21 protein-coding genes are annotated in these 23,477 nt (G+C 71.3%); 12 read left to right on the top strand and 9 right to left on the bottom strand.

Annotated features, from left to right (window positions below):
• Positions 1-141 precede the first annotated feature (141 nt).
• Entirely contained in the window at positions 142-933 is a 792-nt protein-coding gene (locus H490_RS25185; RefSeq protein ID WP_017884257.1) for a uroporphyrinogen-III synthase, read from the top strand.
• A gap of 201 nt (positions 934-1,134) precedes the next feature.
• On the opposite strand, the gene H490_RS25190 is transcribed toward H490_RS25185, so the two are convergent.
• From H490_RS25190 to H490_RS32710, 5 genes are all read right to left on the bottom strand, one after another.
• On the bottom strand, positions 1,135-1,710 hold the full coding sequence (locus H490_RS25190) for a nitroreductase family protein (protein WP_017884258.1): 576 nt from the start codon (positions 1,708-1,710) through the stop codon (positions 1,135-1,137).
• A 104-nt stretch (positions 1,711-1,814) separates the two neighbouring features.
• On the bottom strand, positions 1,815-2,732 hold the full coding sequence (locus H490_RS25195; RefSeq protein ID WP_017884259.1) for an AEC family transporter: 918 nt from the start codon (positions 2,730-2,732) through the stop codon (positions 1,815-1,817).
• 7 nt (positions 2,733-2,739) lie between these two features.
• Complete coding sequence (locus H490_RS25200) at positions 2,740-4,482, bottom strand: thiamine pyrophosphate-binding protein (protein ID WP_017884260.1); 1,743 nt, start codon at positions 4,480-4,482, stop codon at positions 2,740-2,742.
• On the bottom strand, positions 4,482-5,255 hold the full coding sequence (locus tag H490_RS25205; protein WP_017884261.1) for a cyclase family protein: 774 nt from the start codon (positions 5,253-5,255) through the stop codon (positions 4,482-4,484). Before H490_RS25205 ends, H490_RS25200 begins: the two co-directional genes overlap by 1 nt.
• A gap of 89 nt (positions 5,256-5,344) precedes the next feature.
• Positions 5,345-6,418 (bottom strand): LysR family transcriptional regulator ArgP, encoded by a 1,074-nt coding sequence (locus tag H490_RS32710; protein ID WP_017884262.1) that lies wholly within the window; start codon positions 6,416-6,418, stop codon positions 5,345-5,347.
• Between the two features lie 309 nt (positions 6,419-6,727).
• Between H490_RS32710 and H490_RS25215 the strand changes: the two genes are divergently transcribed.
• A complete protein-coding gene (locus tag H490_RS25215) occupies positions 6,728-7,351 on the top strand; it encodes a LysE/ArgO family amino acid transporter (protein WP_031290071.1) in 624 nt (207 codons plus the stop codon).
• 282 nt (positions 7,352-7,633) lie between these two features.
• On the opposite strand, the gene H490_RS25220 is transcribed toward H490_RS25215, so the two are convergent.
• Complete coding sequence (locus tag H490_RS25220) at positions 7,634-8,692, bottom strand: threonine aldolase family protein (protein WP_017884264.1); 1,059 nt, start codon at positions 8,690-8,692, stop codon at positions 7,634-7,636.
• A 229-nt stretch (positions 8,693-8,921) separates the two neighbouring features.
• Here H490_RS25220 and H490_RS25225 point away from each other — a divergent pair, with 229 nt between their 5' ends.
• The 7 genes from H490_RS25225 to H490_RS25255 all read left to right on the top strand — a co-directional run bounded on the left by H490_RS25225 (position 8,922) and on the right by H490_RS25255 (position 16,243).
• A complete protein-coding gene (locus H490_RS25225; protein ID WP_017884265.1) occupies positions 8,922-9,932 on the top strand; it encodes an ABC transporter ATP-binding protein in 1,011 nt (336 codons plus the stop codon).
• Positions 9,929-10,768 carry an ABC transporter permease gene (locus H490_RS25230; RefSeq protein WP_017884266.1) on the top strand — a complete coding sequence of 280 codons (840 nt, stop codon included), beginning with the start codon at positions 9,929-9,931 and terminating at the stop codon, positions 10,766-10,768. The genes H490_RS25225 and H490_RS25230 overlap by 4 nt, the downstream gene beginning before the upstream one ends.
• 566 nt (positions 10,769-11,334) lie before the next feature.
• Positions 11,335-12,747 (top strand): sensor histidine kinase, encoded by a 1,413-nt coding sequence (locus H490_RS25235; RefSeq protein WP_017884267.1) that lies wholly within the window; start codon positions 11,335-11,337, stop codon positions 12,745-12,747.
• On the top strand, positions 12,744-13,517 hold the full coding sequence (locus H490_RS25240) for a response regulator transcription factor (protein WP_017884268.1): 774 nt from the start codon (positions 12,744-12,746) through the stop codon (positions 13,515-13,517). Before H490_RS25235 ends, H490_RS25240 begins: the two co-directional genes overlap by 4 nt.
• Before the next feature lie 652 nt (positions 13,518-14,169).
• On the top strand, positions 14,170-14,592 hold the full coding sequence (locus H490_RS25245; protein ID WP_017884269.1) for a GntR family transcriptional regulator: 423 nt from the start codon (positions 14,170-14,172) through the stop codon (positions 14,590-14,592).
• Positions 14,589-15,533: an ABC transporter ATP-binding protein gene (locus H490_RS25250; RefSeq protein ID WP_017884270.1), complete on the top strand. Its 945-nt coding sequence runs from the start codon at positions 14,589-14,591 to the stop codon at positions 15,531-15,533. The genes H490_RS25245 and H490_RS25250 overlap by 4 nt, the downstream gene beginning before the upstream one ends.
• Positions 15,530-16,243, top strand: coding sequence for a hypothetical protein (locus H490_RS25255; protein ID WP_017884271.1), 714 nt, complete (start codon positions 15,530-15,532; stop codon positions 16,241-16,243). Before H490_RS25250 ends, H490_RS25255 begins: the two co-directional genes overlap by 4 nt.
• A 78-nt stretch (positions 16,244-16,321) precedes the next feature.
• On the opposite strand, the gene H490_RS25260 is transcribed toward H490_RS25255, so the two are convergent.
• The 3 genes from H490_RS25260 to H490_RS25270 all read right to left on the bottom strand — a co-directional run bounded on the left by H490_RS25260 (position 16,322) and on the right by H490_RS25270 (position 20,799).
• Positions 16,322-17,854 (bottom strand): MFS transporter, encoded by a 1,533-nt coding sequence (locus H490_RS25260; protein ID WP_017884272.1) that lies wholly within the window; start codon positions 17,852-17,854, stop codon positions 16,322-16,324.
• The gene (locus H490_RS25265) at positions 17,851-19,200 is read right to left on the bottom strand and encodes a M20/M25/M40 family metallo-hydrolase (RefSeq protein ID WP_017884273.1); all 1,350 of its coding nucleotides are present in this window, start codon (positions 19,198-19,200) and stop codon (positions 17,851-17,853) included. Before H490_RS25265 ends, H490_RS25260 begins: the two co-directional genes overlap by 4 nt.
• Positions 19,201-19,416: 216 nt before the next feature.
• On the bottom strand, positions 19,417-20,799 hold the full coding sequence (locus H490_RS25270; RefSeq protein WP_017884274.1) for a dicarboxylate/amino acid:cation symporter: 1,383 nt from the start codon (positions 20,797-20,799) through the stop codon (positions 19,417-19,419).
• Between the two features lie 278 nt (positions 20,800-21,077).
• Between H490_RS25270 and H490_RS25275 the strand changes: the two genes are divergently transcribed.
• From H490_RS25275 to H490_RS25285, 3 genes are all read left to right on the top strand, one after another.
• Positions 21,078-21,566, top strand: coding sequence for a YajQ family cyclic di-GMP-binding protein (locus tag H490_RS25275; RefSeq protein ID WP_031290073.1), 489 nt, complete (start codon positions 21,078-21,080; stop codon positions 21,564-21,566).
• A gap of 2 nt (positions 21,567-21,568) precedes the next feature.
• The gene (locus H490_RS25280; protein WP_017884276.1) at positions 21,569-21,982 is read left to right on the top strand and encodes a DUF3151 domain-containing protein; all 414 of its coding nucleotides are present in this window, start codon (positions 21,569-21,571) and stop codon (positions 21,980-21,982) included.
• Positions 21,983-22,142: 160 nt separating this feature from the next.
• Complete coding sequence (locus tag H490_RS25285) at positions 22,143-23,429, top strand: adenylosuccinate synthase (protein WP_017884277.1); 1,287 nt, start codon at positions 22,143-22,145, stop codon at positions 23,427-23,429.
• Positions 23,430-23,477: the final 48 nt, after the last annotated feature.

Below are 23,477 nucleotides of genomic sequence, written 5' to 3' on the forward strand. Positions count from 1 at the left end.
CAGGGCCGCCGGGCCTCGTTTTGCTTCCTGGGGAGACGCGGAGTAAGAATAGGGACAGATGGTTTTCCATCCCAGCCATACCGAGGGTTCGTTCAAGACTGATCGTATGGCTTTTGTATTGGTGTCGAGTGAGTGGGGTGTATGTCGGTAGAGGCGAAACCGCTCAGCGGCCTGCGGGTGCTCGTGCCGAGGGGCGGCACCTGGGGAGACATCGTCTCCAAGGCGCTGCGTGAGCAGGGAGCCCACACGGTGATCGCTCCGCTCGTTGACTTCGCCCATACGCGCGAAGAAGAGAAGCTGGTCGAAGCCCTGAAGACCCTCGAAGAGGGTGGCTTCGACTGGATGACCGCGACCAGTTCCACCGTCGCCGACGTGCTGCAGCACCACAACGCCGTGATCCCGCCCGAGACCAAGGTCGCGATCGTCGGCGAGGCGACCGCGGTCGCCTTCCGCGACGCCGGGTACCACATCACCCGCACCCCCGAGCGCGAGAACAGCACCCACGCCCTGCTCGAAGAGTGGCCCGAGATCGACACCGGCGAGGTGCTGCGCGTGCTCACGCTGCGCTCAGACGTCGCGATCCCGGTGCTCACCCAGGGGCTTATCGAACGCGGCCACGACGTCACGCAGGTGCTCGCGTTCCGCACCGTCGGGGTGCCCGCGTCGGTGCACATCCGCGAAGACATCGAGTCGGGCCGCATCAACGCGGTGCTCGTCGCATCCGCACGGATCGCCGAGGAGGTCGCGTCGCAGTTCCCCGACATCCCCGACACCACGATCGTGCCCTGCGTGGGCGTGAACACGATCGAGGCGGCCGCGGCCCTCGGCCTGCCCTCGGAAGCCGACCAGCCCTCGCACCCGCTCTACGAGACCAAGCGCGCCCTGATCGAGACCGTGGAATCGGTCATCGAGCAGAGCGACATGCTCGACTGACCCGGGCTCCCCTGCGCCGGACGACGCCGAAAGGCGGATTTCGCATGTGATCTTCGAGATCGACGTGCGAAATCCGCCTTTCGCTGCATAACGGCCGGGACAGTGCGCGGGCTGCAGGCCTCAGCAACTAGGGGCTAGGGGCTAGGGCTAGGGGCTAGGAGCCTCGAGAGGCCTGAGGGCGAGACACGCCCTTCCTGTGCGTCAGTCGCGCACGATCACGAGCTCTTCGAGCGACAGCCGCGTGCGGGGAGCGGTCTCGCGCTCGCGCAGCACCTCCGACAGCTGCTCGGGGGTGCCGATCGCGCCGATCGCGGTGATCGAGACGGGCAGCAGACGCTCATCGAGGTCGAACGCGGCGCTGATCGCCTCGCGGTCGAAGCCGCCCATCTGATGCGTGTAGTAGCCGTCGGCGTGCGCCTGCACGGTGAGGTGGGCGACCGCCTGTCCGAGATCGTACTCGGCCCACTTGCGGGGCTTGCCCTCGGGGTCGATGACCTCGGCGATGTTCACGATGAGCGCCGCGGCCGACACCGCCCACTCGCGGTTGAAGCCGAGCAGGGCCTGCTCGATGCGGGCGTAGCTCTCGCTGCCGCGGCGGGCCACGATGAACCGCCAGGGCTGGGTGTTGTTCGCGCTCGGGGCCCAGCGCGCGGCCTCGAACACGCTGCGCAGAGCGCCCTCGGGGAAGGCGTGCTCGGCGTCGAAGGCTCGGGGGCTCCACCGCTGCGCGAGAGTGTCGAGAACGGGTGCGGTGGTCTGGGCGATGCGCGAACTCACTGGGAGGCTCCTTACGGGTGACACGGCGGGCCACGATCCGGCCCGCATTCCGCCTCGTTGCAACGCCGGATCGTGCCCCGCTATTCCCGCCCTCGGTGGCTCGCTCAGCCCAGCAGCCACGCGATGAGGGCGATGACGGGCAGCGACGCGAAGGTGGTGAGGAACACCGTGTCGCGCGTCGCGGTCTCGGCCCGCCGATAGGTGGCCGCGTAGTTGTAGACGTTCTGGGCCGTCGGCAGCGCCGCGATGGTGGTCGCCACGAAGACCTCGTGTGCGCTCAGCCCCACCGCGATCGCGATCAGCCACGTGACGAGCGGCATGAGCAGCACCTTCAGGCCGCTCGCCGTGAACACCGCGGCCCGACCCGTTCCGGGTTGCAGCGCGCGCTGGCCGCGGAGCGAGATGCCGAAGCTCAGCAGCACCATCGGGATCGCGGCGGCGCCGAGCATGTCGAGCGGCGCCATCACGAGCTGCGGCACGGGCAGGCCGGTCAGCGCGACGACGAGGCCTGCGATCGACCCGACGATGATCGGGTTCGAGAGCGCCCGCCCGAGCGCCACCAGGAAGCCGCGCTGGTTGCCGCGCACGCTCTCGAGGATCGCGAGCACCGCCGGAGCGAAGAACAGCAGCTGCACCAGCATCAGCGGGGCCACGTAGGCGGCATCGCCCAGGATGTAGACCGCGACGGGCAGGCCGAGGTTGTTCGCGTTGACGTAGCCCGCGCACGTCGCTCCGAGCGTCGTGCTCGCGAGATCCCGCTTGAACCACAGCCGAGACGCGATCACGAACACGGCCGCGACGATCACGGCACCCGCGCTCGTCACCAGGATGACGGGCGAGAGGATCACGCCGGGATCGCTGCGGCTCAGCACCGTGAACAGCAGAGCGGGGGTGGCGATGTAGAACGCCACGTTGTTGAGCACGCGCCGCTGATCCCCCTGCACCACCTTGAACAGCGCGGTGAGGTAGCCGGCGCCGATCACCCCGAGGATCAGTGCGAAGCCCTGCAGCACACCCAGCATCGGAGGCCTAGTGCCCTCGGAACGCTTCGGCCAGCCACCACGCGCCCCCGTCGGAGGCGATGCGGGCGTCGAGCACGAGTGGCGAGCGAGGGTCGGAGTCGAGCCAGGCGCGCACCGCGTCGAGATCTTCGGGCCCGCGCACGGTGACGCCCTGTGCGCCGAAGCCGCGAGCGAGGCTCGCGATGTCGACGCGGGGGAATGTCACGGTGCCGAGGTCGGGGGCGACGAAGTCGGGGTCTTCGCTCACGCCGAAGTGGTGGATCTCGGCGCCGTAGGCGTCGTCGTTGTAGACCACCACGAGCAGCGGAAGACCGAGCCGCACCGCCGTCTCGAGCTCGGCGACGCCCATCAGGAAGCCGCCGTCGCCGGTGCCCAGCACCGGCAGCCGATCGGGGCGGGCGAGCGCAGCGCCGATCGCGGTCGCGAGCCCGAGGCCGATCGCCTGGAACGCCTGCGTGAAGCAGAAGCCGTGCTCGTCGGGAACGTCGAGGTAGGCCGACGGGTAGCCCATGAAGTTGCCCGAGTCGACCGAGATGATGCGTTCGACGGGCAGCAGGCGGTTCAGCTCGCGGCTGAGCACCCGCGGATCGATGCGGATCTCGGGGCCGTCTTCGAGAGGACCGGGGTCTGAGGCGGCGCCGGTGCCGGGGCCGCCGAGGTCGGGCGGGTCGAGCGGCACGTCGCTCCACCGGCTCTCAGCCGCGATGCGGGCCGCGATGCCCGGGGTGCGGTAGCGGGGTTCGAGACCGGAGGAGAAGCGCGTGAGCTCGGCGAGCACCGCGGTGGCGGTCGAGGCCGCGTCGCCGACCACCCCGAGATCGATCGGGCGCTGCGCCCCGAGCGCCGACACCTCGAGATCGATCTGCGCCACCCGGGTGCGCTCGCCGATCAGACGGCCGTGCCGCATGGTCCACATGTTCAGGGTGCACCCCGCGCCGATGATGAGGTCGGCCTGCGAGATCAGCTCTGCGGTGAGGGGCGACGAGAAACCGCCCGAGATGCCGAGGTCGAACGGATCGCCGGCGAACAGCCCCTTCGCCACAGCCGAGGTCGCGAGCAGCGCCCCCGCGGCGGAGGCGAGCGCCCGCAGCTCGGGCCCCGCGCCGCGCGCACCCCGCCCGGCGACGATCACCGGTCGCTCGGCCGTGGAGATCAGCTGTGCGAGGGCCGACACGGCCTCGGCGTCGGCCCGTGGCGGCGCCGGAGCCGGCGGTGGGGCGAGGCTCTCAAGGGCGCGCAGTGCGTCGGCGGAGGCCGGCTGCGCCTGCACGTCGAGCGGCAGATTGAGCACCACGGTGCGCCGCTCATCGCGCGCCGCGCGGAAGGCCCGCACCACATCGACGAGTGCGCTTTCTGGGGAGTGCACGCGGTGAGACTCCGCGAGCACCGACCGCGCGAAGCCCGGCTGGTCCATCGAGAAGTTCGACCCGACGGCCGCGCCCGACGCCTCGGCCGCCAGCACGATCATCGGGGTGCGGCTCTTCGCCGCTTCGCCGATGCCCGTCGCCGCGTTGGTGAGACCGCAGCCCTGGTGCACCGACACCAGTGCCACCGTGCCCGACATGCGGGAGAAGGCGTCGGCCATGGTGGCGGCCCCGCCCTCGTGCCGCGTTGCGGTGAACGGAACGCCCGCCTCGCGCAGCGCGTTCGTCACCGCGAAGTTGCCCGAACCGACCACCCCGAAGCAGTGGCCGGCGCCGAGGCGCGCGAGCGCGTGCCCCACGAGCTCGGCCACGGTGGCGCCGGCCATCAGGCCTCCACGAGGGCGTACACGCGGGCCGGGCTGCCGGTGCCGTCCACGATGGGCAGCGGCGCCACCACGATCGCAGCGCCCTTCGGGGGCAGCAGCGAGAGATTCTGCAGCGAGGTGATGCCGTACTTGTCGGCGCCGAGCAGGTGGTAGTGCACGGGGAAGGGCGGATCCAGTTCGGCCCCGCGACCCGCATCGATGCCGACGGTCTCGACTCCCACGCCCGAGATCTCGGCGCGGCCGGCCAGCCAGGCGGCGCACTCCGCCGTGAACCCCGGTGTGTGCGAGCCGGTCTCGTCGGCATTGAGGAACGCCTGCTGCGAATCGGAGAAGCGATCCCAGCCGGTGCGCAGCAGCAGCCAGGTGCCGTGCTCGAAGGCGCCGTGCTCGGCCTCCCACGCCTCGACGTGGTGCACGTCGAGCAGGAAGTCGTTGTCGGCCGCGGCCTCGGCCGAGAAGTCGAGCACCGCGGCCGGGCCGAAGAGGCGCGCGGGCGGGATCTCGGAGACGTCGTGGCCCTCGCGACCGCTGATCCAGTGGATCGGCGCGTCGATGTGCGTGCCGATGTGCTCGCCGGTGTGGATGTTCGCGTGCTTCCAGAACGGGCCCGGCTCGTCGTACTCGCTGACCGTCTCGAGCGAGAAGTCGATCAGGTTGGCGAAGGGCTTGGGCAGGCGCAGGGTGGGGGTCGAGGCCTGCAGCTTGTTGGTGAGATCGACCACGCGCAGCGATCCCGAGCCGATGGCGCCGAGCAGTTCTGGAATGAGGGACATGGATCCTCCTCGTCGAGGCACAGAGGTGCGGTGAGTGGGCGCGCCTCCGAAGCTCAGACACCGGCGAGACGCCCTGATGCCGTTCCAGGCTACCGCGCACCGCCGACATCGAGTGCGAGCGCCGCGTCCTCGGCGATGATCGCCGACAGCCGGTCGAGCACGGGGGAGCGCAGATTCCAGCGCTGCCAGTAGAGCGGCAGCTCGAACGCCGACCCCGGCATCAGCTCGACCAGGCGACCCCGCGCGAGCGCTTCGGCGCACTGCAGGCGCGGCAGCATGCCCCAGCCCATGCCCAGTTCGATCGCCGTCGCGAACTCCGCCGACGACGGCACGAAGTGGCGCGGCGGCTCGATTCGCGCGTCGGCGGGGCCGCCCCCGGCCGGCTCGCCCGCCGGTGCCGCGGCGTGATCCGGGGCGGCAGGGCGATCCGGGGCGGCAGGCCGATCCGGAGCAGCGGGGCGATCCGGCGCTGCGGAGCGATCCGGTGCTGCGGAGCGATCCGAGGCGGCGTGATCCCGAGCCTCGGCGTGCCCGGCCGCGATGCGATCGATGAAGCGCCGCTGGAACATGTCGTGGCGGTCGAACTCGATCACCGGCGCCGTCGCGAGCGCGGTGGCCGTGACGCCGTCGCCGAAGTGCGCGGCGGTGAAACCGGGCGCGGCCACCGCGAGGTAGCGGTCGACCCCGATGAGGGTCGACGTGCAGCCCGGCACCGCCTCGGCCGTCGCCGTGAGCGCCGCCATCACTTCGCCGCTGCGCAGCCGCTCCGTCGACAGCGTCTCGTCAGAGCGCACCACCTCGAAGCGCGCGCCCGTCTCCCGCGCCGCCCGAGCCAGTGCGGGCACGAACCAGGTCGCCAGCGAATCGGCGTTGACGACGACCGGTATGAGCGTGCCGCCCGACGGTCCCTGCCCCAGCTCGTCGGCCACGTCGTCGAGCACGCGCTCGACCTGGCGGGCCGCGCGCAGCACCGCCGATCCCGCCGCCGTCGGCTCGACCGGCCGCGTGCGCCGCAGCAGCACCGATCCCACCCGCTGCTCCATCGCGCGCACGCGCTGGCTCACCGCCGATGGTGTGATGTGCAGGCGCCGCGCCGCGCCCTCGAAGCTGCCCTCGTCGACGATGGCGGCGAAGGTCGCGAGGTGCTCGACTGGCAGGTCCATGGGGCTCCTCGGGTTCGGGTGGGGATCCGGGTCTCTCACGGCTGCCCGCCCATCGAGCAGCCGCCGTGCGGGCATCGTGCGGGCGCCGCGTGGCAGCTGAGCAGCCGCCGAGCAGCCGCCGTTGCTTCGGAACTCACCCGTGTCTCGGAGGTATCCCGGCGAGGGATCCGAAACATCGCCGAGCCCCGAGGCATCGGCCGCGCCACCGGCGCGCACCCCACGCTACCTGAAGCGCGGCTTAAGCTGCATCAGAAACCATAGCCCTGCTGAACTAGCGGGGGCGTGCTCCGCGCACGTAACGTCGTCTGCGTGATCCTCCCCCTTCTCATCGGTGCCGGCAGCGGCCTCTCCCTCATCGTCGCCATCGGCGCGCAGAACGCCTTCGTGCTGCGGCAGGGGATCCGCCGCGAGCACGTGCTGCCCGTGGTGCTCATCTGCGGCCTCACCGACGCGCTGCTCGAACTGCTCGGCGTCGCCGGCATCGGCCTCGTCGTCGAACGCGCGCCGATCCTGCTCGAGATCGTGCGCTGGGGCGGCGTCGCCTTCCTGCTCTGGTACGCCTGGTCGGCCGCCCGGCGGGCCATGAACCCCGAGGTGCTCGTCGCGGGAGACGGGCCCGAGGGCTCGCGCAGCAGCCTCAAGCGCACGATCCTCGCCTGCCTCGCCATCACCTACCTCAACCCGCACGTCTACCTCGACACGATGGTGCTCATGGGATCCATCGGCAACGCGCAGGGCGATCCCGCCCGATGGTGGTTCGTGCTGGGCGGCGCGCTCGCGAGCATCGCCTGGTTCTTCCTGCTCGGCTACGGCGCTCGCGCCCTCACCCGCTTCTTCGCGACGCAGCGCTCGTGGCAGGTGCTCGACTGGATCGTCGCGGCGATCATGCTGGTGATCGCGGCCAGGCTGATCTTCGGCGGCATCGGGGTGTAGGCGGGGGCCTGCGCTCGTCGCGCCTTCCCGCGCCCCCGCGCCTCCTGCGGTTCCGCGCCTGCGGTTCCGCGCCCTCTGCGTCTCCGCGCCTCCTGCATCCTTCCCCTTCTGCACCCTACGTCTCTCCTGCGCCTCCTCGCGCACCGATCGACGCAGCAGCACCCCGTTGCGCGCGATCGGGGTGTTCGAGGCTCGATCGGTGCTGCTGGAGGGGAGGGATGCACAGGTGCGGCGTGATCGGGCCGGGGCATCGGCCCGGGATCGCGATCCGGATCGGGGCGCTCAGCCCTCGGCGATCGCGGCCAGCAGCGCGTCGACGTGCTCGGGCTGCGTGTCGAAGGCGCACATGAGGCGGTAGAGCCCCGGGTCCGTGGGCCGCGCGCCGAACGCGAACCGCGAGCGCACCCGGTCGGCCACGTCGGCGGGCAGCGTCGCGAAGACCGAGTTCACCTCGACGGGGTGCGCGATCCGCAGCCCGGGCACCGCGCCCGCCGTGGCGAGCTCCTCGAGCCCCGTCGCGAGCCGAGCCGCCATCGCGTTGGCGTGGCTCGCCGAGCGCACCCACAGATCGCCCTCGTACAGCGCGAGCAGCTGCGCCGACACGAAGCGCATCTTCGAGGCGAGCTGCAGGTTCATCTTGCGCAGGTAGGGCAGACCGGGGGCGGATCCGGGGCGCAGCACCACCACGGCCTCCGCGCCGAGCAGGCCGTTCTTCGTGCCGCCCAGGCTCAGCAGGTCGACGCCCGCGCCGCTCGTGAGCTCGCCCAGCGAGACGCCCAGGCTCGCCGCGGCGTTGCCCAGACGCGAGCCGTCGAGGTGCAGCACCATGCCGTGCTCGTGCGCCTGGTCGGCCAGCGCGCGGATCTCGTCGGGGGTGTAGCAGGTGCCCAGCTCGGTCGACTGCGTGATCGAGACCGCGAGCGGCTCGGCACGGTGCTCGTTGCCCCAGCCCCACGCCTCCCGCGCCACGAGTTCGGGGGTGAGCTTGCCGCCCGGCGCCTCCACCGGCAGCAGCTTGAGCCCGCCCGTCTTCTCGGGGGCGCCCGTCTCGTCGGTGTGGATGTGGGCGGTGCCCGCGCAGATCACCGCGCCCCAGCGGGGCAGGGCCGCCTGCAGGGCGAGCACGTTCGCGCCCGTGCCGCTCAGCACCGGGAACGCCTCGGCATCGTCGCCGAAGAGGGTTCGCGCGAGCCGTTGGAAGCGCGCCGTCCACGGGTCGCCGCCGTACGCCGGCGCGTGGCCCGCGTTCGCAGCCGCGATCGCCTCGAGCACCTCGGGGTGGGCGCCGGCCCAGTTGTCGGAGGCGAAGGAGATGGTGGGAGCGCTGGTGCTGTTGTTCACCCGTTCAGCCTACGCCCGCGCCGTGGTCGTGGTTCTCTGCGTCGAGTCGGCCTATTTGTATTGAGCCGGCCCGCAATTCGCGCGCCTTCTGGGCCGACTCGATACAAATAGGCCGACTCGGCACGGCCCACCCGCGATCCCGCATCCACCGACCGGTGGATGCGGCAGGCCGCGAAGATCCCCCCACCGGTCGCTGCCGACGCGCGCGGGCGCAGTCCAGGCTGGAAGCATGAACGATCAGCAGAACGGCCGCGACGCGGTGGTCAGTGTGCGCGGGCTCACCAAACGATACCGGGAGCAGACCGTGCTCGCCGGCATCGACCTCGACATCGCGGCCGGCGAGACCTACGCGCTGCTCGGCCCGAACGGTGCGGGCAAGAGCACCACCATCGAGATCCTCGAGGGGATCCGCCGACCCGACTCCGGCGAGGTGCGCGTGCTCGGCGAGCAGCCGCTGAGCGCACCCCGCTCGTGGCGGTCGCGGATCGGAGTCGTCGCGCAGGGCACGGGGGATCTCGGCCCGTACACGGCGCGCGAACTCGTCGCCCACTTCGGCGCGCTCTACCCCCGGCCGCGCGGCACCGACGAGGTGCTCGAGCTCGTCGGCCTCACCGAGCACGCCGGCAAGCGCGCGACCAAGCTGTCCGGCGGCCAGCAGCGGCGCCTCGACGTCGCGCTCGGGATCGTGGGGCGGCCCGAGCTGCTGTTCCTCGACGAGCCCACCACCGGTTTCGACCCCGAGGCGCGGCGCCGATTTTGGGACATGCTCTCGGCGCTCACGGGCGAGGGCGCCGCGATCCTGCTCACCACCCACTATCTCGACGAGGCGGCGCACCTCGCCGACCGCGTCGGCGTGCTGTCGGGCGGGCGGATCGTGGCGGAGGCCCCGCCCGGCGAGCTCGGCGGCCCGCAGGCTCGCGTGCCCGTGGTGAGCTGGCGCGACGCGACGGGCGTGCTGCGCGAGCAGCGCACCGAAAGGCCCGCCCGCCTCGTCGCCGAGCTCTGCGGTGCGGCCGATGCCGCCGGGGCGCCCGGCGGGGAGCCCGCCGAGCTCGAAGTGCGGCGCCCGTCGCTCGAGCAGATCTACCTCGGCCTCATCGAACGGACCGCAGACGGGTCCGCGGCCGACGCGGGCGAGGGCGGCGGCCGAAGTGCCGGTGCCGGCCGATCCGCCGCCTCAGCAGACCCCGCCGCCGAGCGCGCGGCGATCCTGACCGACGAGAACGGAACGAGCCGATGAGCACCGCAACCATGACGCGCACCGGCGGCTTCGAGGCCGCCGCACCGGGGATCCTGCGAGCGGGGGTGGCCGCGATCGGCCTCGAGCTGCGCGCCTACTTCCGCACGCCCGACACCGTGTTCTTCACGTTCCTGTTCCCCGTGCTGATCCTCGGCATCTTCGGGGTCGCGTTCGAATCCATGGGCGAGATCGCCCCGGGCGTCACGATGGCGGCCTACTACCTGCCAGGCATGGTCGCGGCGGGTCTGCTGCTCACCGGCGTGCAGAACCTCGCGGTCGACATCGCCCGGGAGAAGAGCGAGGGCTGGCTGCGGCGGCTCGGCGGCACCCCCATCTCGCCGGTGTCGTACTTCATCGGCAAGGCGGGCATGATCCTCGTCACCTCGCTCGCGCAGCTCGCCCTGCTGCTCGCCTTCGCGGCGATCGTGCTGGGGGTCGACCTGCCCTCGGAGCCGGAGCTGTGGGTGCGGTTCGCGTGGCTGTTCCTGCTCGGGATCGCGACGATGACGATGCTCGGGATCGCGCTCTCGGCGGTGCCGCGCTCGTCGCGCAGCGCGACCGCGGTGGTGCTGCCGATCGTGCTGCTGCTGCAGTTCATCTCGGGCGTCTACCTGCAGTTCTCGATGCTGCCGGAGTGGCTGCAGAACATCGCCGCGGTGTTCCCGCTGAAGTGGTTGGCGCAGGGGATGCGCTCGGTGTTCCTGCCCGAGAGCTTCGCCACGCTCGAGCCGTCGGGGGCGTGGGATCTGGGCCTCGTGGTGCTGATGCTCGCCGTCTGGCTCGTGGCGGGCCTCGTGCTGAGCCTCTTCACGTTCAAGTGGCAGCGACGCACATGAGCGGACGCGCCAGCGTTCGCCGTGCGGAGCTGGGGCCACTTCTGCGGCCGCCCACGGAGCGGAGCGCGGGGTGAGCGACGCACATGAGCGGACGCGCCGGCGTTCGCCGTGCGGAGCTGGGGCCGCTTCTGCGGCCGCCCACGGAGCGGAGCGCGGGGTGAGCGACGCACATGAGCGGACGCGCCGGCGTTCGCCGTGCGGAGCTGGGGCCGCTTCTNCTTCTGCGGCCGCCCACGGAGCGGAGCGCGGGGTGAGCGACGCACATGAGCGGACGCGCCGGCGTTCGCCGTGCGGAGCTGGGGCCGCTTCTGCGGCCGCCCACGGAGCGGAGCGCGGGGTGAGCGACGCACATGAGCGGACGCGCCGGCGTTCGCCGTGCGGAGTTGGGGCCGGGGCCGGAGCTGGGGCCGGAGCTGGGGCCGGGGGCCTCGCCGGAGCCGGTCAAGATGACGCGAGTGGCCGTGTTGCGGGGCGGGAGCGGCCACGTGCGTCATCTGGGGGCGGCGAACGGGGCTCGGGATCGCGCCCGACCGGTCAGTGTCAGAGGTGCATGAGAGAGTGAAGCCATGAGCACGCAGCACGACGAGATCGGGGCCATGCCCCGCCGCCGCCCAGTGCTGCTGTGGTGGGATCTGGGTGTGGCGACCACGGTGGTGGTGCTGGGCACGATCGGCGTGGTCGATGTGGTCTTCGACGACGAGCCCGGCACTCCGCTCGATGTGGCGCTCGCGGTCGGGGCGCTCGCACTGCTGGTGATCTGGTATCTCGGGCTGGGGCGCTCGGTGCTGCGCCGGGCGGCGTGCGACGAGACCGGCCGTCGCGTCGATGACGTCTACCTGGGGGTGCTCGTGCTGCTCATCGGCGCGGCGACCGTGGTCGTGCCGAACTACGCGACGCTGCAGGCGGTCGCCTATCCGATGATCTGGACGGTGGTGCCGCGCTACCGCGACGCCGTCGTCTGGAGCGCCGCGCTCGCACTCTCGGTGGGCGGCGGTTTCCTGCTGGCCTTCGGCCGCTTCGACCTCATGGGCGGCCTGGGCGGGGCGGCCGTGATCGTGCTGCTCTCGTTCACGTTCGCCGTGGTGATGGGCACCTGGATCACGCGCATCTTCCAGCAGGGCGAGCGCTATCGCCTGCTCGCCGAGCAACTGCGCGCGTCGCAGGCCGAGGTGTCGGTGCTATCGGAGCAGGCCGGGGCGGGGCGCGAGAGGGAGCGCCTCTCGCGCGAGTTGCACGACACGCTCACGCAGACGCTCGCGGGGCTGGTCATGCTGAGCGAGCAGGCGGATCGCGCGCTCGCCGCGGGCGATGCCGATCTGGCGCGGGATCGCGTCGCGCGCGTCGAATCGGCGGCTCGAGAGGCGGTGGCCGAGGCCCGGGCGCTCGTGGCGACCACCCAGCCGCTCGGCGATGGCGGGCTCGAAGCGGCGATCGAGCGCGTCGTGTCGCGACTGCGCGCTGATACCGGGCTCGACGTGAGCTGCGAGCTGCAGTCGGTGCCGCTCGATCGCGAGCGCCAGGTCGTGCTGCTGCGCGCGGTGCAGGAGGGGCTGGCGAACGCCCGGCGGCACGCGAACGCCTCGCGGGTGCACGTGCAGCTCGAACCCGCTGGGGGCGGCGGGGCGCTGCTGCGGGTCGACGATGACGGGGTGGGGCCCGTCGGGCGCCGTCCGACGAGCGAAGAACACCGCCACGCCGCTAGTGGGCTGAACGCCCGTGGCGCGGATGTCGGCGATCTCGACACCCGCGACTCGGGTGCCGGTGGCCCGGATGGCCGGGGTGATCAGCGCGATGATTCCGCCGAGGCGGGTGGCCGCACCGGCTCGGCGGGCGAGTTCGACTCCAGCGGGGGCTTCGGTCTGAGCGGGCTGGCCGCCCGGGCCCGCGTCGTCGGGGGAGCGGTCGGATTCGGGGCGTCTCCGCTCGGCGGTGCGCGCCTCGAAGTGCGCCTCGAAGCGGTGAGAGGAGAGAGCTCATGATCCGAGTCATGGTGGTCGACGACCACCCCATCGTGCGCGCCGGTATCGTGGGGCTGCTCGACACCGAGCCAGACTTCGAAGTGATCGCCGAGGCGCAGTCGGGCGAGCAGGCGATCGAGCTGGTGCCCACTGTCCGACCCGACGTGGTGCTCATGGACCTGCGCATGCCCGGCATGGGCGGGGTCGAGGCCACACGGCGCATCGCGGAGTGGGCGGCCGGAGCCGCCGCCGACGGGCCCGTGCGCGTGCTCGTCTTCACCACTTACGAAGACGACGACCAGATCCTCGCGGCGATCGAAGCCGGCGCGGGCGGCTACCTCGTGAAGGCCGCACCCGCCGAAGAGCTCGCGGCGGGAGTGCGAGCGGTCGCCGCCGGGCAGACGGTGCTCGCCCCCTCGGTAGCAGCGGCCCTGGCGACGGCGGCGCGTGGGCGCGCGAGCGAAAGCGGAGCCGGGGATGCGAGCGGGCCCAGGGGTGCGAGCGCACCCGGGGATGCAACCCGAGTCGGCGGCGCGAGCGCGCCCACCGGAACAGGCGAGCGCGGAGCCGCGGGCGGCGAGCGAGCGTCGGATCCCTCGCCGCGGCTGACCGCTCGCGAAACCGAGATCCTCGCCCTCGTCGCCGAGGGGCTGAGCAACCCCGAGATCGCTGCGCGCCTGTTCATCGGAGAGTCGACCGTGAAGACCCATCTGCTGCACGTCTTCGAGAAGCTCGCCGTCTCCGACCGCACCCGCGCCGTGATCCGAGCGATGCAGCTCGACCTGATCTGAGGGAGCCTGCTCCAGCCGACGCACTCGAAGTTCGGCGAACGAGGCACCTCCTCGGCGCAGGGCTGTGGATAATTACACCGGTGTAATTCTGAGTAGCGCGGCCGCCGCATCCGCGTGGAATCGCCGCAGAAGCGGCCCGCGCACCGCCCCGAGCACAGCCGTGCCCGATCGTTTCCCACAGGCGCGATCCGCGTCTGTGGATAATTACACCGCTGTAATTCGCCGCCTCGGGCGGCCGAAGCGCGCGATGGTCACGCTCACTCCGCCGAGCCCGCTGCGGCGACCCCGGGCTGCCGGATCCCGCGCGGTCTTCTCCGACTCGCACCAGCCCTGTGGATAATTGCACCGTTGTAGTTCGGGGCGCCCCCGCCCGCGGATCGCCGCGAGAGCGCCGCAGTGCAGGTCGACGGGCGCGTCTGTGGTGATCCGAGCACCTGATTCCCCACAGCCCCGAGCTGCGCCTGTGGATAATGACACTCCTGTAGTTCCGTCTCCGGGAGAGCTCCTCGGGGCCGAGCTGTGCCCGCCCTCCCGCATCGGTGCTTGACAGGGGCGGGACGAGGCGCGTAGGTTCATTAGTGAAGTAATGAACCAGGGAAGCGCGCGGATCGAAGATCCCTCCCTTCCACCACCGAGAGAACGGAGGCGCCGGGTGTTCGACGACACGCGCCCGATCTTCCAGCAGCTCGCCGATCGCATCGCCGACGACGTGCTGCGGGGGGTCTACGCCGAAGAGGAGCAGGTGCCCTCCACCAACGAGCTGGCCGCGCACCTGCGCATCAATCCGGCGACCGCGGGCAAGGGCCTCGGCCTGCTCGTCGAGCGAGGCGTGCTCTACAAGCGTCGCGGCATCGGCATGTTCGTCGCGCCCGGCGCCCGATCCCTCATCGCGAGCGAACGCCAGCGGGCGTTCGTGCAGCGATTCATCGTGCCGCTGCTGACCGAGGCGCGCAGCCTCGGGCTCGATGCGCCTGCCGTCGTACGGCTCGTCGAGCAGCAGGCAGTCGAGCAGCAGGCCGCCGAACGGCAAGCCGTCGCCCCACCCGCGGCGCAGCAAGCGAAGGAAGAACAATGACCGCATCAGTCATCACCACTCGCGGCCTCACCCGCCGCTACAAGGGCGCGGCAGCGCTCGAAGACGTCACACTCGACATCGAGCCCGGTGTGATCACCGGGCTGCTGGGCCGCAACGGGGCGGGCAAGACCACGCTCATGTCACTCATCACGGCGCAGGATCGGCCGAGTGCCGGCACCGTGAGCGTGAACGGCCGCGACCCGTTCGAGCACGCCGAGATCATCGAGCAGATGTGCTTCGTGCGCGACAACCAGCGCTACCCCGACGACTACAAGCTGAAGCACGCCATCCGCGCGGCCTCGATCTTCTACCCCCACTGGTCGCAGCAGCTCGCCGATCGGCTCATCGAGCTGTTCCGCATCCCCTCGAAGCCAGTGATCAAGAAGTTCTCGCGCGGCCAGCTGTCGGCCCTCGGTATCGTGCTGGGTCTCGCCTCGCGCTCGCCGATCACCTTCTTCGACGAGCCCTACCTGGGTCTCGACGCCACCGCGCGCGGCATTTTCTACGACGAGCTGCTGCGCGACTACGCGGCGCACCCGCGCACCATCATCCTCTCGACGCACCTCATCGACGAGATGGACCGTCTGCTCGAGCGGGTGATCGTGCTCGATCAGGGCCGAGTCGTGCGGCACGCCGACGTCGACGAGCTGCGCGGCGGCGCGTACCAGGTGGCGGGTAAGGCCGCCGCGGTCGAACGGTTCGTGCGGGACCGCCGGGCGCTCTCGCGCCGCACCATCGGGGGGCTCGGCACCGCCGTGCTCGAGGGAGTGCTCGGAGACGAGGATCGGGCGGAGGCCGCCTCCGGGGGGCTCGAGATCACGCCGGTCTCGCTGCAGGATCTCGTCGCCGCCTACGGTCTGGGAGACGCCGTCGACGACGGCGATCCGGCCGATCCCGAACTCGCCACCGTCTCGCCGCTCAGTGAAAGGAGCGCATCATGAATCGCGTCATCAAGGTGACGAAGCTGCACCTCAACAAGATCGGCACCTACGCGGTCACCCCGCTCATGATCCTGGCCGTGGTGATGGTGATCTCGATCATCATCCAGCTCGCGATCCAGCGCAGCACCGGCGTCGGTCCGTCGTCGCCCGAGTACGCCGAGAACGCCCGCTGGAACCAGGCGATCCTGTGGTCGCTCCCGGGATTCCTCGTCTACTACGGAGTGCAGGCCATCGCGACGACCTACCCGTTCGGGCTGGCGCTCGGTGTGACCCGCCGCAACTTCATCCTCGGCACCGCGCTCGCGAACGCGGTGCAGGCAGCCTACGTGGCGGTGCTGCTGCTCGTGCTGCTCGGCCTCGAGCTCGCGACGAACCACTGGTTCATGGGCCTGTACGTGCTCGACGTCTACGTGACGGGGTCGGGCGACCCCGTGATCCTGGGGCTCGCCGGCTTCCTCGGAACGCTGTCCTGCCTCACGATCGGCGGCCTCTTCGGCGCGGTGTGGGTGCGATTCGGCCCGAAGGGTCCGGCGATCATGGGCCTCGCACTGGGCCTCGTGCTCGCCATCGGGCTGCTGCTGCTCGCACCGCAGCTCGGAGAGATCGTCGCGGGGATCACCGGGGCGTGGCTCGCGCTCGTCGCCGTGCTGGTGATGGTGGTCTGCCTGATCGGCACCTGGTTCGCGATGCGCCGGGCATCGGTGCGGTAGAGGCCCGGCTCCGACCGGGCGCGACCCGACGCCGCGGCCGGCCGCGACCCGCCACCGCCCCGACCCCCGCTTCGCGGCTCAGAGAGCCGCAGGGAGCCTCGCGCTGGCCCCGTCGGTGAACGCGTTCTTCGGAACGAAGCAGAGCAGCGCCGCGGCGACGAGCGCGGTGACGCCGCAGATCGCCCACACGGTGACGTATCCGGCGAGGGATCCGGCGGTGCCCTCGGCGGCGGCGCCCGTCGCGCCGTGCATGAGGGCGATGCCGAAGGCGGCCGATGCGACCGCGCCGCCGACCGTCTTCACCGAGTTCGTGAGCCCGGTCGCCACCCCCGTCTGCGCGGCGGGCGCCGCCGAGGCCGCGGCGGCCGGGAGCGCGGCGACGAGCGCGCCGGAGCCGACGCCCGCGATCATCATGTTGGCGGTGACCTGCGCGTAGCTCTCGTGGAGCGGCAGGAACAGCAGGTATCCCACCCCCACCAGGCCCGCGGCGCCGATGAGGGTGATCCGCGGGGTGGTCCGGCGGGCGATCTTCGGGAAGAGCAGGGCACCCGCGATCATCGCCACGAGGTACAGCCCGATGATGAGCGAGGTCGTGAAGCCGCTGGTGCCGAGCCCGTAACCGTACACTTCGGGGTCGGTGCGCGCGAAGGTCGACAGCGGGGCCTGCGCACCGAGCACGCTGACGCCGAAGAGCCCCGCGGTGATAAACACCGGTGCCAGTGCCGGCGAGCGGAACATGCGCACGTCGATGAGCGGGTCGGGCTGCCGCAGCTCGACGAGCACGAACGGCACGACGAGGGCGAGGCCGAGCGCGGTCACGATCCAGGCCGCGGGATCGGCGGGGCCGTTCAGCCGCAGCAGGCTGAGGCCGCCGGTGAAGGCGATGAGCGCGAGCGAGACCAGCACGAGCCCCGCGAGGTCGAGCCGCCCGCCCGGTCGCAGGTCGGTCTCGCGCACGCCGAACGCGACGACGAAGAAGCACGCGACGACGAAGGCCGCGGGCACGAGCAGCACGACCTGCAGCGGCAGCAGGTCGATGAGCCGGCCCCCGAGCAGCGCCCCGAGGATCGCGCCGAGCTCGAGGAACGCCACGAGAATGCCGGCGGCCCGCGCGGTCAGCAGCGACGAGCCCTCGCGGCCGCGGCTGCGGGACCAGATGATCGCGATCTCGAGCGGCAGCCAGACCACGTAGAAGCCCTGCAGGGCCCAGGCCACCAGGAACACCGCGAACGAGTCGGTGAACGGCAGCGCGAGCGACGCGGCCGCGGTGAGCGCGGTCGACCACAGCAGCATGCGCTTGTGCCCGAACATGTCGCCCAGCTTCGCGAAGGCGGGCACCACGAGCGCCGAGAGCATGAGCTGCGTGCCCTCGAGCCAGTTCACGTCGGCGTCGTGCACGCCGAGGTGCCGGGCGATGTCGGTGAGCATCGGCGTGTAGTAGCCCTGCAGGATGCCGCTCGTGAGCTCGACGAAGGCCAGGAAACCGACGACTCCCGCGAGGGCGCCCAGTCGCACGCGTGGCTTCGTGGCGGGGGAGGGGCCGACGCCGGCGAGGCCGGAGAAGCGCGGTGCGCCGGTCGAGGCGTCGCGATCGCGAGGAGTCGTGCTCATGCCGGCAGCCCTTCGATGAGACGGCGGTGGAAGAGCTCGCCGCGCGCCAGCTCGGAGACCTCGACGCGCTCGTCGACGCCGTGGATCGAGGCGCGCTGCTCGGCGTTCATCATGAGCGGTGCGAAGCGGTAGTTCGCCGGGGCGTAGCGGTGGAAGTAGCGGGAGTCGGTCGCCGCCATCGTCACGTACGGCACGGCCACCGCGTCGGGGTGCGACGCCGCGATCGCGTCGGCGATCAGCGCGAACTGCGGGCCGTCCGAGGGGGACTCGGGTGACGCGTCGTTGCCCTCGAGCACCTCGACCGACACCGCCTCGTCCCCGATGCGGCGCCGCAGCCGCCGCGCCGCGCCCTCCACCGTCTCGCCGAGTGCGAGCCGCAGGTTGACCGTGGCGCTCGCCTCCGAGGGCAGCACGTTGTTCGCGGTGCCGCCCGAGAGCCTGGTCGGCGCGATCGTCGTGCGCACGAGCGCCGCCGCCTCCCCGCCGAGCGCGGCGAAGACGCGCGCGTTCAGCCAGGGCCACGCGGCGAGCAGCCGGTAGAGCGGCCGCCCGATCCCGCGCGACCGCGGCGCGAAGAGTCCGAGCATGCGCGGGATCGCGCGGGGCGCTCGGGCCCGGAACGTGCCGGGCGACAGCCGGTTCACGGCGCGGGCGACGCGGCCCACGGCGGTGAGGTCGGGCGGCACGGAGGCGTGCCCGCCCTCGCCCCTCGCGCTGATCCGCACGGTGACGATCCCCTTCTCTCCCACCCCCACCATCGCGGCGGTGCCGGTGACGAACGGCAGCGGCGCGTCGGTCACGGCGCCGCCCTCGTCGAGCACGATCCACGGCCTGATGCCTCGCTCGTGCAGCGTGTCCGAGATGACCCTGGCGGCGGCGCCGAAGGTCTCCTCGTTGCCGCCGAACGACAGCAGCACGTCTCGCGCCGGCGTGAACCCGGCGGCGAGCAGGTTCTCGACGGCCTCGAGCACCACCAGCAGGGGGCCCTTGTCGTCGAGCGCGCCCCGGCCGTGCACGAAGCCGCCCTCGACGCGGCCCTCGAACGCGGGAAAGCGCCATCCGTCATCGGGGTGCACCGGCACCACGTCGTAGTGGGCCATGAGCACGGCGGGATCGGCGGCGGCGTTGCGGCCCGGCCAGCGGAAGAGCAGGCCGAACTCGGTGATGCGCTCGCGCTCCAGGTGTTCGTGCACGAGCGGGTAGAGCTCTTCGAGCAGTTCGACGAAGGTCTCGAAGGGCTCCTGGCCGCGCTGCGCGAGCTCGGCCGAGACCGTCGGGATGCGGATCATGCGCGAGAGGCGCGACTCGGCGCCCGGACGGGGAGTGACATCGACGTTGGCTGCCATCGGGCCAGTATATTTCGGTGCCGGTGCCGGTGCCGGTGCCGGTGCCGGTGCCGGTGCCGCCGCCGTCGACGCCCGTCGGATGCGGGAGTCAGCGCGTCTGGAAGGAACTCTGCATTCTCCCGGCGCGAACGCGGAGTCCCGCACCGCTGCTTCCCGGGGGATGCGGCGGTGCGGGACTCCGAGTCGGGGGAGGGGCCCTGCGAGGGCCCAGGCGCGCTACACCTTCGCGGGTGCCGGATCCCGGATCTCGTCCGACGACGGGCCCTCGGGGCGATCGGCCGCGGCCTCCACGTCGGTGTTGTCGAAGGCCTGGCCCTTGCGGGGGGCGTTGTAGAGATCGACATCGAGGATGCCCTCGCGCTTCGCGACGATGGCGGGCACGAGCGCCTGGCCGGCTACGTTGACCGCGGTGCGGCCCATGTCGATGATCGGGTCGACCGCGAGCAGCAGGCCGACTCCCTCGAGGGGCAGGCCGAGCGTCGACAGGGTCAGCGTGAGCATGACGGTGGCGCCGGTGGTGCCGGCGGTCGCGGCCGAGCCCACCACCGAGACGAGCACGATCAGCAGGTACTGCACGATCGTCAGGTCGATGCCGAAGAACTGCGCGATGAAGATCGCGGCCACGGCCGGGTAGATCGCGGCGCAGCCGTCCATCTTGGTGGTCGCGCCCAGGGGCACCGCGAACGAGGCGTAACCGCGGGGTACGCCCAGGTTACGCTCCGTGACCCGCTGGGTGAGCGGCAGGGTGCCGATCGACGAGCGGCTCACGAAGCCGAGCTGCACCGCGGGCCACACGCCCGAGAAGTACTGCCTGACCGAGAGGCCGTGAGCCTTCACCAGCACGGGGTAGACGACGAACAGCACGAGTGCGAGGCCGAGGTAGAGCACCGCCACGAACCAGGTGAGCGAGCCCATCTTGTTCCAGCCGTACTCGGCGACGGCGTTGCCGATGAGGCCGAGGGTGCCGAGGGGTGCGATGCGGATGATCCACCACAGCACCTTCTGGATCACCGCGAGCGCCGACTCGGTGAGGCGGATGAACGGCTCGGCCTTCTCGCCGATCTTGAGCGCGGCGATGCCGACCGCGACCGAGATGACGATCACCTGCAGCACGTTGAAGCTCGCGGATCCGGTGAACGCGCCGGTGTCGGCGTCGACGCCGCCGCTCACGCCGAGGCCCAGGAAGTTCGAGGGCACGAGGCCGGTCAGGAAGTTCCACCAGGTGCCGACGGCGTAGGGGTCGCCGGTCTCGAGCTCGGCCTGCGAGGCGTGGGAGCCGGGCTGCAGCGTCACGCCGAGCACGATGCCGATGGTCACCGCGATGAGCGCGGTGATCGCGAACCACAGCAGGGTCTGACCGGCCAGGCGTGCGGCGTTCGTGACCTGTCGCAGGCCGACGATGCTCGACACGATCGCGGTGAAGATGAGCGGCACGACGGCGGCGCGCAGCAGCGAGACGTAGCTGCTGCCGATGGTGGAGAGGGTGGCGTGCAGGCCGTTCTTGTTGCCCTCGGCATCGGCGCCGAGCGACATCGCGATGCCGCCGAGCACGAGGCCGAGGACCAGGGCGGCGAGGATCTGCCAGCCGAACGACGTCATCCACTTGGGGAGGCGGCGCCGCGTTTCGGGGGCGGTCGGAGTTGTCGACACGACGAGGGGTTCCTTTCGGTGGGGAAGCGCGGGATCGGGCGATAGGGGCGGATCCGCGCGGAGTGCATGCGGGCGCGAAGCCCGGGCCGCAGAAGAGTCTAGCAACCTATTCGCGAAAGTTATTCCAGGTATTGCGAACCGTTGAGTTGGGGTGCTCGCGCGCCCGTCCGCTCGCGTGCCTGTCGGCGGGTCTGCCGCTCCGCTGCGAGGCCGGGTAGTCTGGCCCTATGGCAGATTCTTCGTTTGACGTGGTGAGCAAGATCGACTCGATGGAGGTCGAGAACGCGGTCAACCAGGCCCGCAAGGAGGTCGAGCAGCGCTACGACTTCAAGGGTGTGGGAGCCGACGTGACCCTCTCGGGTGAGAGCATTCAGATCAAGGCCAACACCGAGGAGCGCGCGAACGCCGTGCTCGACGTGCTGCAGTCGAAGTTCATCAAGCGCGGCCTCTCGCTCAAGGCGCTCGACAGCGGCGAGCCCTACGCGAGCGGCAAGGAGTACCGCATCGACTCCAAGCTCAAGGAGGGCATCGACCAGGCCACCGCCAAGAAGCTGAACAAGCTGATCCGCGATGAGGCGCCGAAGGGTGTCAAGTCGCAGATCCAGGGCGACGAGCTGCGCGTCAGCTCGAAGAGCCGCGACGACCTGCAGGGCACCATCTCCCTGCTCAAGGGCGCCGACGTCGACGTGGCCCTGCAGTTCGTGAACTTCCGCTGAGCATGATCGGAGAGAACCTGCTGGGGCCCGAACCCACCCTTCTCGCGCAGGAGCCCGCCGTCACCGCGGCGCTCGCCGCGGGGGCGGATCCCGAAGCCGTCGTGCGCGAACATCCCGAATCGCCGCTCGCGTGGGTGGTGCTCGCCGACCGCGCCGATGCAGAAGGCCGCGACATCGAGGCCTACGCCTTCGCGCGCGTCGGCTACCACCGAGGCCTCGACGCGCTGCGCAAGTCGGGCTGGCGCGGCGCCGGGCCCGTGCCCTGGTCGCACGAGCCCAACCGCGGCGTGCTGCGCGCCCTCTACGCGCTGCGCCGATCCGCGGCCCGCATCGGCGAGCAGAGCGAGGTCGACCGGCTCACCGAGTTCCTCGACGGGGCCGACCCTGGCGCGATCCCAGCCATCGAGGCGCAGTAGCACCACCCGCTCCTGGCGAGAGATCCGGCGTCCGTGAGGCCGGATCCGCGGGCTCGGTCTCACCGACGCCGAATCTCCCACGGAGCCCTCGGGATCCTCCGCCACAGGTGCCGGGTAGACTGGGCCGGTATCTGCCACAGCTGCAAAGGAAGGGGCTGAGATGCCCGCAGTGCTCATCACCGGTGCCCAGTGGGGCGACGAGGGGAAGGGACGAGCGACCGATCTGCTCGGCAGCCGCGTCGAATACGTGGTCAAGTTCAACGGCGGCAACAACGCCGGCCACACCGTCGTCGTCGGCGACGAGAAGTACGCGCTGCACCTGCTTCCGTCCGGCATCCTGACGCCCGGCGTCGTGCCCGTGATCGGCAACGGCGTGGTCATCGACCTCGGCGTGCTCAAGCAGGAGCTCGACGCCCTCAGCAGCCGCGGCGTCGACGTGTCGCGCCTCAAGGTGAGCGCGAACGCGCACGTCATCACCGCCTACCACCGCACGCTCGACAAGGTCACCGAGCGCTTCCTGGGCAAGCGCCAGATCGGCACGACGGGGCGCGGGATCGGCCCCGCCTACGCCGACAAGATCAACCGCGTGGGCATCCGCATCCAAGACCTCTTCGACGAGAGCATCCTGCGCCAGAAGGTGGAGGCCGCGCTCGAGTTCAAGAACCAGGTGCTCGTCAAGATCTACAACCGCCGGGCCATCGAGGCCGACGAGGTGATCGCCGACCTGCTGAGCTTCCGCGAGATGCTCGAGCCGATGGTCTGCGACACCGGTCTGCTGCTGCACGAGGCGATGCAGGACGGCAAGACCGTGCTCTTCGAGGCCGGGCAGGCGACCATGCTCGACATCGACCACGGCACCTACCCCTTCGTGACCTCCTCGAACGCGACCGCGGGCGGGGCGAGCACCGGATCGGGTCTGCCGCCCCACCAGCTCGACCGCGTCATCTCGGTCGTCAAGGCCTACACCACGCGCGTGGGCGCCGGCCCGTTCCCCACCGAGCTCTTCGACGAGTTCGGCGAGCACCTGGCGAGCGTCGGCCACGAGTACGGCACCACGACGGGGCGCGCGCGCCGCTGCGGCTGGTACGACGCCCCCATCGCCCGCTACGCGGCCCGCATCAACGGCGTCACCGACTTCGTGCTCACCAAGCTCGACGTGCTGTCGGGGCTCGAGACGATCCCGGTCTGCGTCGCCTATGACGTGAACGGCGTGCGCCATGACGAGATGCCCGTCAATCAGAGCGACTTCCACCACGCGAAGCCGATCTACGAGGAGTTCCCCGGCTGGTCCGAGGACATCTCGGGAGCGCGCCGCTTCGAGGAGCTGCCGAAGAACGCGCAGGAGTACATCCGCGCCCTCGAGGCGATGAGCGGCGCCCGCATCTCGGCCGTCGGCGTGGGCCCGGAGCGCGAGCAGGTCGTGGTTCTCCACGATCTGCTCGACTGAGGCCGTCGTCCTGAGCGGAGTCGCGGGATCCTCGGGCGCGTGAGATCC

This window comes from Leucobacter sp. UCD-THU (genome assembly GCF_000349545.1).
Classification (GTDB): domain Bacteria; phylum Actinomycetota; class Actinomycetes; order Actinomycetales; family Microbacteriaceae; genus Leucobacter; species Leucobacter muris.